The organism is Methanobacterium veterum (genome assembly GCF_000745485.1).
Classification (GTDB): domain Archaea; phylum Methanobacteriota; class Methanobacteria; order Methanobacteriales; family Methanobacteriaceae; genus Methanobacterium_D; species Methanobacterium_D veterum.
Map to the genome: position 1 here is coordinate 26,996 of NZ_KN050694.1, position 11,986 is coordinate 38,981.

The 11,986-nt window shown below is 29.0% G+C and carries 14 protein-coding genes; 3 read left to right on the forward strand and 11 right to left on the reverse strand.

What is annotated here, in order from left to right:
- Positions 1–129: 129 nt before the first annotated feature.
- The gene (locus EJ01_RS14045) at positions 130–558 is read right to left on the reverse strand and encodes a MarR family winged helix-turn-helix transcriptional regulator (RefSeq protein WP_048082369.1); all 429 of its coding nucleotides are present in this window, start codon (positions 556–558) and stop codon (positions 130–132) included.
- A 332-nt stretch (positions 559–890) separates the two neighbouring features.
- Here EJ01_RS14045 and EJ01_RS17575 point away from each other — a divergent pair, with 332 nt between their 5' ends.
- On the forward strand, positions 891–1,049 hold the full coding sequence (locus EJ01_RS17575; RefSeq protein ID WP_169740468.1) for a hypothetical protein: 159 nt from the start codon (positions 891–893) through the stop codon (positions 1,047–1,049).
- Between the two features lie 122 nt (positions 1,050–1,171).
- Here the strand turns inward: EJ01_RS17575 and EJ01_RS14050 are convergent, their stop codons facing one another.
- The 3 genes from EJ01_RS14050 to EJ01_RS14060 all read right to left on the reverse strand — a co-directional run bounded on the left by EJ01_RS14050 (position 1,172) and on the right by EJ01_RS14060 (position 2,683).
- Positions 1,172–1,819 carry a 2,5-diamino-6-(ribosylamino)-4(3H)-pyrimidinone 5'-phosphate reductase gene (locus EJ01_RS14050; RefSeq protein ID WP_048082370.1) on the reverse strand — a complete coding sequence of 216 codons (648 nt, stop codon included), beginning with the start codon at positions 1,817–1,819 and terminating at the stop codon, positions 1,172–1,174.
- 73 nt (positions 1,820–1,892) lie between these two features.
- Complete coding sequence (locus tag EJ01_RS14055) at positions 1,893–2,171, reverse strand: hypothetical protein (protein WP_048082371.1); 279 nt, start codon at positions 2,169–2,171, stop codon at positions 1,893–1,895.
- A gap of 218 nt (positions 2,172–2,389) precedes the next feature.
- Positions 2,390–2,683, reverse strand: a complete 294-nt coding sequence (locus EJ01_RS14060; protein ID WP_048082372.1) for a hypothetical protein — start codon at positions 2,681–2,683, stop codon at positions 2,390–2,392.
- Between the two features lie 340 nt (positions 2,684–3,023).
- On the opposite strand from EJ01_RS14060, the gene EJ01_RS14065 reads away from it, so the two are divergent.
- Entirely contained in the window at positions 3,024–3,407 is a 384-nt protein-coding gene (locus EJ01_RS14065; RefSeq protein WP_048082373.1) for a carboxymuconolactone decarboxylase family protein, read from the forward strand.
- A gap of 233 nt (positions 3,408–3,640) precedes the next feature.
- Positions 3,641–3,871, forward strand: a complete 231-nt coding sequence (locus EJ01_RS14070) for a PRC-barrel domain-containing protein (RefSeq protein WP_048082374.1) — start codon at positions 3,641–3,643, stop codon at positions 3,869–3,871.
- A gap of 140 nt (positions 3,872–4,011) precedes the next feature.
- Here the strand turns inward: EJ01_RS14070 and EJ01_RS14075 are convergent, their stop codons facing one another.
- The 7 genes from EJ01_RS14075 to EJ01_RS16745 form a co-directional block, all read right to left on the reverse strand.
- Positions 4,012–4,698, reverse strand: coding sequence for a DUF1565 domain-containing protein (locus EJ01_RS14075; protein ID WP_048082375.1), 687 nt, complete (start codon positions 4,696–4,698; stop codon positions 4,012–4,014).
- A gap of 804 nt (positions 4,699–5,502) precedes the next feature.
- Positions 5,503–5,703: a hypothetical protein gene (locus tag EJ01_RS14080; protein ID WP_048082376.1), complete on the reverse strand. Its 201-nt coding sequence runs from the start codon at positions 5,701–5,703 to the stop codon at positions 5,503–5,505.
- A 153-nt stretch (positions 5,704–5,856) separates the two neighbouring features.
- On the reverse strand, positions 5,857–6,615 hold the full coding sequence (locus EJ01_RS14085; RefSeq protein ID WP_048082377.1) for a YchF/TatD family DNA exonuclease: 759 nt from the start codon (positions 6,613–6,615) through the stop codon (positions 5,857–5,859).
- A gap of 42 nt (positions 6,616–6,657) precedes the next feature.
- Positions 6,658–7,425 (reverse strand): polyprenyl diphosphate synthase, encoded by a 768-nt coding sequence (gene uppS / locus EJ01_RS14090; protein ID WP_048082378.1) that lies wholly within the window; start codon positions 7,423–7,425, stop codon positions 6,658–6,660.
- The gene (gene mtxX, locus EJ01_RS14095) at positions 7,413–8,135 is read right to left on the reverse strand and encodes a methanogenesis marker protein Mmp4/MtxX (RefSeq protein ID WP_048082379.1); all 723 of its coding nucleotides are present in this window, start codon (positions 8,133–8,135) and stop codon (positions 7,413–7,415) included. Before mtxX ends, uppS begins: the two co-directional genes overlap by 13 nt.
- Before the next feature lie 514 nt (positions 8,136–8,649).
- Positions 8,650–9,216: a zinc dependent phospholipase C family protein gene (locus tag EJ01_RS14100; protein WP_048082380.1), complete on the reverse strand. Its 567-nt coding sequence runs from the start codon at positions 9,214–9,216 to the stop codon at positions 8,650–8,652.
- 732 nt (positions 9,217–9,948) lie between these two features.
- Positions 9,949–11,986: DUF6270 domain-containing protein (locus EJ01_RS16745; RefSeq protein WP_169740470.1), on the reverse strand; the 2,038-nt coding region annotated here is incomplete at its 5' end.

Genomic DNA, 11,986 nt, shown 5'->3' on the forward strand with positions numbered 1-11,986 from the left:
TCCTCCTTTAATTACCTGAGAATCTGAAAACCTTTGAAATAGACATAATTTAATAGAATGATTTATCAATAATTGATTTATCAACTATTATAATATTAAATTAGCAGTAACTATTAACTTTAAAAAAAGCTATTCTAGATTTGAAATTAATTTATTTAATGAGAGTTCTAATTGTTTCAGCTCATTTTCACTAAATATGGAATTAATTTCATGCAGACTTTGAGACATTATTACAGCTGTTTTGTTATATAAATCATGACCTTTATCTGTTAAATATATTAGAAATTCTCTTTTATCGTAGGTAGAATTTTTTCTTTCCACCAGTTCTTTATTTTCAAGTATATTTAATATTCTTGTAACAGCTGCCCTGTCTTTAAGCGACATTTCAGCTATTTTTTTCTGGTTACACCCTTCTGCGCGGTATACTCTACTTAAAATGGCCCACTGTTCCAGTGAGATATCATATTCTTTGAGTTCATCCTGGAGTTTTCTTTTTAATAAATACCTGGATTTAGAAATTAGCCATATAATAGAACTTTCATCGAGAAGGTAGTCCATATAAATTACTCCATATAATGTTGATATGTCAATAGTTGATATGTTAAGTATGTTCTGCAGGCATATAAACCTTTCCAGGAATCCTTGAAATGATCTTGAAAGTTAATTTTAATTTATTTAATTAATTAAAAAAGTTAATTTAAGACTTAATTATTTAAAAAATCATTTTTATTGTTTATTTTTAATAAAAATAAGGCTATTTAAAGATAATTAATTTAGCATTATATAATAAGTTAGCTTTCATCTTTTAATCATGCACTGCCTTAAAATTTACAAAAATATAATTATTATGTAGTTAATATATTTATAAAAGAAAAAAGGGGGATGAAATTATGAATGATAAAATTACGGGTATAATCTACATTATAATAGCTATTTTAATAGTAGTAGTAAGAATTGCAGTTCCAAGTTTCTTTGATTATTTAATAATGATAATAGCGGCCATATTGCTGATACTGGGAATTTATCTGTTACTTTTTAAAAAGTATTGAACAATTCCTTTTTTTTTAGTTTATATGGAGTGAATTAATTTATATTCTCGTATCCGATTTTTACCCTATCTGTTGTTGTTTAAAATGTATTGAACAATTTCTATTTTTAGTAGTATAGGCTGTTAAATCACGTCGTATTCCAGTATCAGATCTTCACCTAAACCATAACTCTTTTTAAGTTTTAATTTAACCGCATCTTTCATCTTATCAATACCTTCGCCATCGACAAGAGTTTTGGCATTGGAACCTCCTGCAATCATTGGAGCTACACATACCCTGACTTCATCAACAAGTCCATTTTCAAGCATTGAATAGTTCAGTGTTGATCCCCCTTCAAGCATCAGTGTCTTTATCCCTGTTTTTGAAAGTTCATTCATTAAAGATTTAAGATCAACTCTATCTTTACCGCATTTTAAAACAGTTGCTTTTTTTTCTAGAGCTTCGGTCTTTTCAGGGTCTGTATTTTCTGTTGTTGCTATTATTGTAGGTGCGTCATTGTTTAAAATACGAAAGTTTAGGGGAGTACGGGCTTTGCTGTCAACAACTATTCTTACAGGGTTGTCCTCAGGATCAGCTTCAATTTTGTGCACGGTAAGTCTTGGATCATCTGCAAGAAGCGTGTTTATTCCAACCATTATTGCATCCATGTCTTTCCGCAGCTTATGAACTCTTATTAAATCTTCTTTACCTGAAATTTCAGAACTTCCTGTTCTGGTTGCAATTTTACCGTCTAAGGTCATTGCAGCGTTTAATATTACATGAGGTTTCATTTTATCACGTTTGCAAATCATTTAAGCTTTAAATTGTTTTTGGAATGTAAAAAAAATAATGGAATGTAGGCGGTTAGTAGCCGCCAAATATCTGCTGGATGTTCTGTACTATGGAACTTACAGTATTTAAAACTGAATTTATGCTGTTTAGAATGTCCTGGATCGGATCCAGTGTGTTCTGGACATCTTGGGCGGTCTGGTTAACTGTATCAGAAGCGTTGTTAATTGCTTCTTGTGTTGTGTTTGTAATATTGTCCACTGAAGGTATGGATGATACTGCACTTACAGATTGGAGGCCAAATCCTATTATTATAATGATTACTGCCAGTATACTAACGATTTTCATATTCATTCCCTCATCTCTATTTTTTATTTAAAATTTAAGAGTATTTTAAACATCATTATATTTAACATGTTAACCTGATTGATTTAAAATGGTATCAAATGTAAATGATTTAGAGAAAGATATGTTGTAATATTTTACTTTTAAAATTTAGAACTTTCAGTTTATAAACTAAGTTAAAAAACAGCTGCAATTAATTTCAGCTAACACATGGATTATTTCGTGAACTATCCTTTCTGGTCGTTTAAAAAATGGCCGTCCATAATTTTGTCCACTACACATTCATAATATTCTTTAAATTCATAGATAGCAGATTCAATGTATTCTGGAGTTAGTTCGTGAAAATAGTCAAGTTTTAGCAGTACGATAATTTCTTTAGGATTACTGAAAAGTTCATCTATAAATGCTTCTTCTTTATATGCTTTTAACTTCATGTTAATTTCGTCTATATGGTCGAACAGCCATCCATCATCCAGAAATGAGAATATATTATGTCCTGTAATTCCTATCTGTTTTAACATGAATTATCACTTAAACAATTGATCCTTAAGGTTGTATTAATCTATTAGAAATTAGCATGTATATTCTCATCTGTAATATAAATTATTTTCTATTTAGTTTTTAACAATGAAATTATAATTATCAAAAGACAGTATAGGAAAATTAATTTCCAAATTTCTCATTAGTAGACATTAATTGGGATTAGAACTCAATTTTTAGGAGTACATATGTCAGTATGTGCTTTGATATTCATTTTTGCTCCAAATAAGATGGTGATAGCAATAAATTAATAAAAAAGTTTAAAATAACTTGAATCAAAACTAAATACGTGGATTTTGACTAATTAAATGGAGACGAAAAATGAGTGAAGATAGATACAAAAAAGGGTTAGAAATGCTTAAAATGATGCATCCCAAGTCTTATGGAGAATTAGCAGATAATCTAAAGGATATTGCTCCTGATCTAGCGCGTTTTGTTGCTGAATTTCCTTATGCGGATGTTTATACCCGTCCGGGTTTGGATCTAAAAACAAGGGAACTTGTAACAATTGCAAGTCTTACAACTTTAGGACATGCCCAAACAGAACTCAAGAGCCATATCTTAGGGGCCTTAAATGTGGGCTGCACCCGTGAAGAGATCGTGGAAGTATTGATCCAGATGGCTGTCTATGCTGGCTTTCCAACGGCTTTAAACGCAGTATATACAGCTAAAGAAGTGTTTGAAGAGCTGGATAATGAAGAATAATTATAATTATTTTTCTTTTTAGATTTTAGCCCTAACTAAAAAATTTTATTAATCGTATGAATTTGTTAAAATTGAATTTTGATGTTTATCTGGATTATATTATGAAATAAGGTTTTTTTTATCCCTCTATTTAAATGGATGATTCGAAACTTTGGCCTGGATGAAATGTATAAATATCATTTTTAATAGTAATAATATATAGAATATATGTATGAATAAAGAAAGGTGATAGTATGCATGTTGTGGGCGATTTGGTTGGAAAAGAAGTTGTGGACAGCTCTGGAGATAGAGTTGGAGAAGTTAAAGACGTAGAAATAGTTAGAGGAAAACAACAGGTTAAATCATTGGTAATTAAGGAAGGGGGAGCAGCTACAAAAATAGGCCTGGGTGAAAAGAAAGTTATACCATGCAACCAGGTTGATAATATCGGAGAAAAGGTAATGCTTAAGTCAAAAATGCGTTGAACTGTGAAAAATCATCTATAATATGAATGATTTTTCATCATTTTTTTAAAATTAACCTCTAATTTAAATCTTAAACTTATTAAATAATTTTTACAAAAAATAGAATAAAAAAATAAAACCATTCATTTTTGTTGAATTATTTAAATGGGTTTTGTTAACCATGGAGTGTATTTTACATGGCCATAAATATCTTTTTCAGTTGGGCCTGCTGCAGAACCCCACCAATTTGATAGGGCTTCTACATAAACATCGCTATTGCAGTAGATAGCATGGGCTGTTTTAGAATTATTATCTCTGAAATTAGATTTTTTTACTGTACATTTACCCATATTTTTATTGTAGATAGCGCCGCCTTCGTTTGATTTATTAGCTTCAAAAGTGCACTCTTCTACGGTTAAAGTACCTTTATTGTAGATAGCACCGCCGTTATCTCCTATTCCATTTTTCATTGTTAAATTTTGGATTTTTAGGTGAGCATCATAACCAATTTCAAATATAGAAAAAATTTTTTCTCCATCTATTACGGTATATTTTTGGCTTTCACCAATTATTGTAACATTTTTATCAATTATCAGCGCGTTATTGCCATTTCCAGTGTAGATCCCGTTTTTTAACCGTATTGTTTCGTCTGTTTCTACTTCTTTAAGGGCTTTCTTTATTGTTCGATATGGACTGTAATCTGCACCAGTGTTATCATCTTTTCCAGTATCAGGATCAACATAGATGCTGTCATTTAACCTATTACCTAAAACTCCTCTTGTTGTTTTATATTCGATCTTTTCACTTCCTTTATGCCGTAATAATAAATGATTACAAGTAAGTAGCAAATGATATAAATAATTTTCCTAAAATCAAGCTGTAATTGCAATTCATTTATTTTATATGGATCGAAATAAGCTCATCATACATAAATAATAATTATTTAATAAAATAAATGGCTTAAATTTATTAATAATCTCTATTAATGTTATTTAAACTGTTATATGTGCATAAAATTATAAATAAATTTTAATGTAAGATTAAAATTATTTAAAAGGCTAAAAATAACTTATTTTATATAACTACTTTTTATGAATTCCCAAAACATTGGCGCTCTATTTAGAAGGTACCAGTCATAGTTTTCATGCTTATTGATGACCATTTCTTTATTATTTGATTTAATTTATAAATGTACTACATTTTCACAAATTCACTTATATTTAATTTTATATGGAAGAATAATAACATTAAAATATGGAGTTTGAGCAGTTAAAAATTAAATTTTTATAATCACAATGGTAATAATATTTAATATTAAAATTCAATTCCATAGCTTAATAATAATCACTAAATACTGGAGTTAAATAATTTCATTACAGCATCAATGTGATTAATAGCACATAATCGACTTATTAATATTCATAAGTTCTCAAAGGTGTAAGACCACTACAAAATAAGCACCTACCATTAAAGGGGCACTCATTAAACTCCATGATACCGTGAGAAGAGTGCCCCTAGGTTAATATGTTACACGTTTATTCTTACGAGGGGTATATAAAAAAGTAGGAAATATAATTCAAATTAAGTTAAGCCCTATTATGAAACCCCCATCCTGGTGACAATAAGAAAATATTAAAAAGAATAAGTTCATTTTAACTAACATAAATAACGGCCAGAATAATAAGTATAATTCCGCCTAAAAGCACACCTATATATTTTGGATACTCCATACTTGAATCGTTGATTAAGTATTTATCAGGTGAATCTTTTCTCCTTCCAGTTACAATTGATATTAAAAAATATAAAGCTGTGAAAATAATGATTATTCCAAATATTAAAAGATCATTTTGCATAATAAATTTTTGCTAAATACACTATAAAAAACTAACTGGATATGCAGTTTCCTATTAAAATCTCAATTTTTTTATAGTTTTTTTATGGAATCAATTTAATTTCTTTTTTAAAGGAGCAAAATGAAGTATTGGAATTGTAATTGATAGTAGAGATTAAATATCAAAAACTTTCCTTGCATTCCGTTCTGTTTTTTTATCTACCTTAAATACAGGTAAAGATTTTACATCAGCAATCTTTTTAACTGCTTCTTCTACAAATGAAGGCTCATTTTTTTGTCCTTTGAAAGGTGAAAGATAAGGGCTGTCAGTTTCAGTTAGTATATTTTGAATTGGTATTTCTTCTACAAGCTCTTCATGATAATTGGAATAAGCAATTATGGTTGAAAATGAAATATAATAGCTTTCATCTACTATTTTATGTGCTGTTTCAATATCCCCACCATAACAGTGGAATATAACATCGATATCTTTTGAATGCTCTTTTATTATCTCAAAAGCTTTTAATTCAGCATCTCTTGCGTGAAGTATGATGGGCATTTCATATTCATTTGCAAGGTCGATGAATGTTTTGAAGACTTTTACCTGCCTGTTTCTTGATTCAGTATCTTTTACTTCATGAAAATCAAGGCCAGTTTCTCCAATAGCTACTGCTTTGTCTATATTTTCATGTATTTCTTTAACTGCTTTCTCGATTATGTCAAGATCTGCTTTTGTCGCACTAACGGGGTGAAATCCAAGTGCAGCATGTGTAAAACCTTTATAATCTTCTACAAGCTTTAAAGCTCTTCTATTTCCGCCTAATGTAGCTCCAGAATCAACAATGGCAGACAATTTTTTCTTTGCCCGTGCCATTACCTCTTCCCTGTTTTTGTTAAAATCTTTAAAATCAACATGACAATGTACATCGATCATAACGTTCCCTCAACTTTAAATAAAATTAAGTAAATTATAGGTTTAAATTCCAAAACGCCTTTCTCTTTCTTGATATGATCTAAGCGCCCTTAAAAAATCAACCTTTCTAAGTTCTGGCCATAAACTATCGCAGAAGTATAGTTCTGAATAGGAGGACTGCCATAGTAGGAACCCGCTGAGCCTTTCTTCTCCACTTGTCCTTATTATAAGATTTGGATCTTCCAGGCCTGCAGTATATAGATTTCTATTGACTAAATCTTCATTTATATCCTCACAGTCTAGTTTTCCATCTTTAACTTCTTTTGAAATCTTTTTTATAGCATCGATTATTTCCATTCTCCCATCATAGCCTATTGCAATATTTACAATTCGTTTGTCATAGGAAGATGTAGCCTCTTCTGCAATTCTTATGGCTTCTCTTACATTTTCTGGAAGTAAATTTAAATTACCTACTGCATTTATTCTTACTTCATTTTTATGAATCTTTGGATTTTTTGCTATTCCTTCAAATTCTTTTTGGAATAGCTTCATTAGACCTTTCACTTCCTTTGGAGGTCTGTTAAAATTCTCGGTAGAAAATGCATAGGCTGTTACAATTTCTATCCCTAATTCAATGGACCAGTCCAGAACTTTTTCAAGGGTACTTACCCCTCTTTTATGACCGTCTATAATTTCCATGTTACCCATTAATTTTGTGTACCGCCTGTTACCGTCCATTATAACGGCAATATGTTTGGGCATGTTTTCGGGCTTGAGATTTCTTGATATGTACCATTCATAAATTTTATAAAGTGGTTTTAATGGTTGCATTTTTCATTCCTACTCTTTAATCTTGCTAGATAATTTGAAAATTCTAAGGCTCTAATATATCCTTCTACGCTTTGTGATCTTGAAGTATCTATAAAAATTTCGTTTATTCCAAGTGTTACAGCACCATGGCTTTTTCCTGAACCCAAAAAAATCAGAGTTCTAAATATTAAGTTTCCAGATATACCATCCGGTGCTAAAATGAAGTTTACATTATCCTTTATTGCATTTTCTATTAATATAAAATAATGTTTTACAGAATATTTACTTTTTGCGACACTTGTTACACGTTCTCCGTCTGCAATTGAATCATCAATTTTCTGGCTTCTACCCACATCTTGAGGTCTTCCGCCAGAAAGTACTGCGATTTTAGGTTCTATTCCTAATTTTGATAAGAATTCTGCCCCTAATTCTATTATTTTTATTTTTTCTTCAGGGTTATCTCCTTCATCAATTCCCACAGGGGCAAACAAAAATTTTTGACCATTTGTTTCTAAAAAAGAGGCCCTGTATAATTTGCTATGATATTTTTCTTTTAGTATACTTAACATCTTGGAAGCGCTGAGGGATCCTCTTACAGCAGCATCTACTTCTTTATTTAGAAGCATGTTAATAAGCTTATCTTCAGATTCCGTTAAAATAACTTCGAAATCTACTTTTTTAGAAGCTTCAATTATGTTTTTATTTTCACCGACACCCGCTGCAATCTTCATATTATCCGTAACCTGAGTTATAACTTATAATTATATTACTTAAATATTAACTTAACTTAATTTATAGTGACTGACCAAATATTTTTGACTACTTTCAAAATTTTCAATTTTGAATATCTAAAAATTTATAAGTCTAAAAATTACCTCAGTCACTATAAAATGTAGTTATTTTTATAAAGCTTATTTTAAAGAAGTGTATGGTGCTTAAACTATTTATTTTTATAATTTACAACTCAATAAATTCGTTTAGTCAATATATTCTACATTCTGTTAATAAAAAAAGGGTAAAATTATATTCATATTTATCATCTCAGTTATTCATTGAAATAATAATGTAAATCTCTTCTTTATATATTTTTTTAATTAAGTTATATTATGTAAAATGACACCAAAATAATTATTTTTTAATTTAAAAGTTGATATTTAAAGTAAATTTACAAAAAATAAAAAATATTAAACAAGCCATATATCATGACTTGTTTGGTTAAATTTTAAAGTCCAATCAATTAAATTTTTAGAAGCAGTTTCTTATTATGCTGTATGCTGCTGATCCTGCGTTGTTTAAATCTCTTTGAGGGATACTTGTGCTTTTAGTTTTAAGCCATAGTGACCAGTCTTGTCGTCCTTGTAGGTAGCCGTATTTTAGTAATGAACTTAAACTTCCGCTTTTATATCTTATTGATGGTTTCATTTTAATGGCCTGGTTTTCATAAGCCACGTGTTGAGCTAAAGTTTCTCCAGCTACGGCATGGGGAGCTGAAAAAGTATCTGTAATGTAATGGGAAGCTACTCCAAAACAGTAACTGGCATATTTGTAATCTTTGCTTTTATATGCTTTTTTTGCTTTATTAATCCAGATTTGAGCTTGTGTAGCACTTGCAGGGTATTGGTGGTTGGGATTATAGTCTTTGAATACTACATCTGGAGCTATTGATCCTCGTTTCATTTCATTTAAGTCTAGTTTCTGTTGTACAGATTGGGGTAATGAATAATATACTTTGCTTGCAATATCTTGGTGGTTTTGTACATCCCATGCTGCTGCTGGTGAAATTAGTAGGGGTACCGACAGCAGAAAAACCATTAAAATTTTTGCAATTTTTTTCGTCTTATCATCTCCTTAATACTCAATTAGTAATATATTTTTACTAATTATTATTACTTTCGACCATGTAAGTTAATACTTTCACTTAATAGTAATTTCAGAATCTCAAAAACTAATATAAACCCGTATTAACTTCTATTAAGTTTTAATATGCCTTGTGGGATATAAAATTAGTATAAATGATTATAAATGCATAAAAGAAAAAGAATACTTGTTTATTTATCCAACTTTTTTACTATTGTAAAGTTTATTTTAATCTAATTTTTTAATTATCCAAATCATTAATGGTTAATAAGATAAATCGGGTTATGTATCTAATCCAATTTCATTTAAATGATATTAGGACATAATAACTTTGATAATTTAATAGAAAATATTGTAAAGCCTAATTTTTCTAAAAATGTACTTTAGAATAAATATGTGATAGATTTCACGGAATGTGCAAAAGATAGTTGATTAATAATTTAAAATTAAAAATAGTGGAATAATAACGATTTGAAAATTATACCTAAAACTGTAATGTGTAGAAAAAATACTTGAAATTGTCATCTATTGATATTTAATTCGGCTATTTTATTTATTGCAACATATATTATGGATACATATCCTATGTAGAGATTAGACTAGAATTAGATATCAAAAATAGTCAGAACAAAAAAAATAATAAAATTAGGTTTTATCAAAATAGTAATTATTTAACTAGTTTTCATATTATGTTTTTAGCTTTTTTAAAATAGTTTCATTCATAAACTTGTCTTTATAATTTTCTTTATAAATTATGTCTTTTATGATTCTCAGAACATCCTGATAATATCTGTTTTCATAGTGCATTGGGGCTTTATCCCATAAATGGCCTTCCCATAAGCAATAGTTATCCTCTGAAATAGAAATAAGATGTGCATTGGGTAATTTTTGTTTTAGGTATGCATAATACTTCTTAAAGAATCTATTAAGTAGTTTAATGTATCTCCTGTTATCTTCAGGGAAATACTTTTTTTCACCATCTATGGTAATATATGATTCAATTAGGTAAGCTTCATGTATAATAATTCTATTTTCATCATATATCTTCAGCAGGTGATCTACATATTCATCCATTGCTTTTTTCCAAATAGAATCATCCATACTTAGTTTATCCACAACTTCTACATCAAAATCTTCCATAAAATTAGAATTCTTTAATTCATCGGAAAAAGTAAATAGAGAATTATTATATTTAATCAAATTTATTCTTTCATCTATTAAATCTATTAGTAAATAATTAGCTTTTTTGAGAGATAACTTTTCAAACATATCTTTCCTTAAATCACTTTCTACCATCCTTCTTTGGAAAGCAGATGGAAGATTAACATTGACTTTTTCAATAGATGGTGTACTAACTGCACTTACAAATGATTGCCTTGCAAAGTATTGGCCTATTTTTATTTCTTTATTTTTATCAAAATTAAATACATCTCTGCTCACACAACTACCATGAATATCAATATCTGGAATATTTATATCAATTTTTGAAATTTCAGAAGTTTCCGAATTTAATTTTCCATGTACATCCTGCTTATAGTCTTGCAATGTATAAACAGTAAACTCAATAGAGGTTTCTTTAAAAATACTGTTAAATACGTCCATAAACTTTTTGTTATGGAAAATAATGTTATTTATGTCTTTAACTTTTTTAAATCTGAATTTTTCTCCTGGAGCAATTCCAATGTCTGTTTCAATATAAGAGTAGTGTAATATTCCTTTTTCCACGAAATCTTCCTTAAGTTGGAGATTAGCAAATATAAAGTAAGGAGTTTCATTGGAAATTAATTCTTCTATATTTTGAGGATTTCCATGGTATGATTCTAATTTATTAAGCGTGCTAGAAACTTCTTTATTTTGAAGAAGATAGTTTAAAGAATATACCGAAACCTCATGGTTTGCATACTCTTGATATATGTTCTTAATTAAATGATTTGGGATGTCTTTAGATAAAAGTAATGTTAATCTTTTATTTACATAAGTTATAGACTCATAGTGCTTTAAAATGTCCTTAATTTCTGATTGATCGTTAACAACATAATAAACTGTAACATTATCATCTGTTGGTAAATACTTATAGTCAATTGTGTCCAAAATCTGTTTAAACCGTTGTGAATATGTATGATTCCTTAAAACATTATACAAATTATTACTTCGCTTTTCTCCGCAAAAAGATAAATTAACTTTTCCTTCATCCACGAATATAACATTATCTCCAAATAATTCGTACATACCTTCAGAATAGTTTGATAAAACTAGTGTATTACATAACATAAGTTCAAATACACGTCTTGCAAACATGGTTTTTGATTTAGTTTCTGTATTAATATTTAAAGAATATATACTCTCTTTATAAACATTTTCAATTTGATCAAAAGGTACTGCAGGATTTACATATTTAAGATATTTTTTTGGAAAATTAGAATTTGGGTTATTTGGAGTATATGTTCTATCATAAATTTTTAATTTGTATCCACTATCTAAAATATTATCAAAAATTTCTATCATTTCTTTGGATCTTTGAACATGTATGTCTCCATACCAGCTACCTGCAAAAATAACCTCGTTAGATCTATTCTGTTTAGTAATGGGATTAAATAGTTTTGGTTGTGCCCCAAACATTAAACAGTGAACGCTTTTGTGTCCATAATCTTTTTTGTATTTTTGTACGCATTCTTCTGCTGTTGTAAATATATGGTCAAATTTTAAAGCTGTATCCACAAAATTA

Excerpts from the sequence above, each read along its gene's own strand:
- EJ01_RS14055 (WP_048082371.1), bottom strand. The coding sequence starts at position 2,171 with ATGAATATGAAAATCGTTAGTATACTGGCAGTAATCATTATAATAATA.
- mtxX (WP_048082379.1), bottom strand. The coding sequence starts at position 8,135 with ATGAAGATTGCAGCGGGTGTCGGTGAAAATAAAAACATAATTGAAGCT.
- EJ01_RS14070 (WP_048082374.1), top strand. The coding sequence starts at position 3,641 with ATGCATGTTGTGGGCGATTTGGTTGGAAAAGAAGTTGTGGACAGCTCT.
- EJ01_RS17575 (WP_169740468.1), top strand. The coding sequence starts at position 891 with ATGAATGATAAAATTACGGGTATAATCTACATTATAATAGCTATTTTA.
- EJ01_RS14060 (WP_048082372.1), bottom strand. The coding sequence starts at position 2,683 with ATGTTAAAACAGATAGGAATTACAGGACATAATATATTCTCATTTCTG.
- EJ01_RS14045 (WP_048082369.1), bottom strand. The coding sequence starts at position 558 with ATGGACTACCTTCTCGATGAAAGTTCTATTATATGGCTAATTTCTAAA.
- EJ01_RS14065 (WP_048082373.1), top strand. The coding sequence starts at position 3,024 with ATGAGTGAAGATAGATACAAAAAAGGGTTAGAAATGCTTAAAATGATG.
- EJ01_RS14080 (WP_048082376.1), bottom strand. The coding sequence starts at position 5,703 with ATGCAAAATGATCTTTTAATATTTGGAATAATCATTATTTTCACAGCT.
- EJ01_RS14100 (WP_048082380.1), bottom strand. The coding sequence starts at position 9,216 with ATGGTTTTTCTGCTGTCGGTACCCCTACTAATTTCACCAGCAGCAGCA.
- EJ01_RS14085 (WP_048082377.1), bottom strand. The coding sequence starts at position 6,615 with ATGATCGATGTACATTGTCATGTTGATTTTAAAGATTTTAACAAAAAC.
- uppS (WP_048082378.1), bottom strand. The coding sequence starts at position 7,425 with ATGCAACCATTAAAACCACTTTATAAAATTTATGAATGGTACATATCA.
- EJ01_RS14050 (WP_048082370.1), bottom strand. The coding sequence starts at position 1,819 with ATGAAACCTCATGTAATATTAAACGCTGCAATGACCTTAGACGGTAAA.